The sequence below is a fragment of the Campylobacter sp. 2014D-0258 genome, assembly GCF_008000495.1.
GTDB classification, from domain to species: domain Bacteria; phylum Campylobacterota; class Campylobacteria; order Campylobacterales; family Campylobacteraceae; genus Campylobacter_D; species Campylobacter_D jejuni.
The window spans coordinates 1-597 of the sequence record NZ_VOAR01000020.1; the positions used below are offsets into that span (position 1 = coordinate 1).

Sequence of the window (597 nt, forward strand, 5' to 3'; positions counted from 1 at the left end):
GCTTACTCCTAAGTATTCTTTTGTACTTGAAACAACAGGATCATTTTCGGCAGCTTTTTTAATCTCATCCAAAGTAGATTTATGTATCTTAAAATCTTCAGGCAATCCTGCAGCTTTATTAAAATCACTTCCCATATAACCATCTTTATCTACACTATAACCATAGGCTGTATTAGTAGAAGTATTACTTATATCTGCTTGTTTGTATTTTAGAGTATAAATAGAGTTTTTAAATTCACTTGATATATCATAATTAGGAGAATTTGTCTTACTACTTATACTAAAATTAGTATTATTGCTAGTATTTGTTGTATTAGTAGAATTTAATACTTCACTTCTTGCTAGAGTTTGTGAATTTGCATTTTGAATTTCATTTAATTTACTAGCATTTTGTTTTAAAAAAGTATTAGCAAAACTTATTTTGGAATTTTCTTTACTTTCTTTATTAGCTTTTGCTTGTGAAAGTATAGAACCATAGTTTGAGTTATCATTGATACTAAAGATACTCATATTAATTCCTTAATTTAGATTTTTCTGCCTTCAACCTAAATATATTTATATAACTAATACAAGCAAAATCTGTTCCGTTTTGGGGTG

General features: G+C 26.8%; 1 protein-coding gene. It reads right to left on the reverse strand.

The genetic code is table 11. From position 1 onward, the window contains the following. A partial coding sequence (locus SR62_RS03200; RefSeq protein WP_410002863.1) for a Cj0814 family flagellar-dependent secreted protein occupies positions 1–510 on the reverse strand: 510 nt, incomplete at its 3' end. Positions 511–597: the final 87 nt, after the last annotated feature.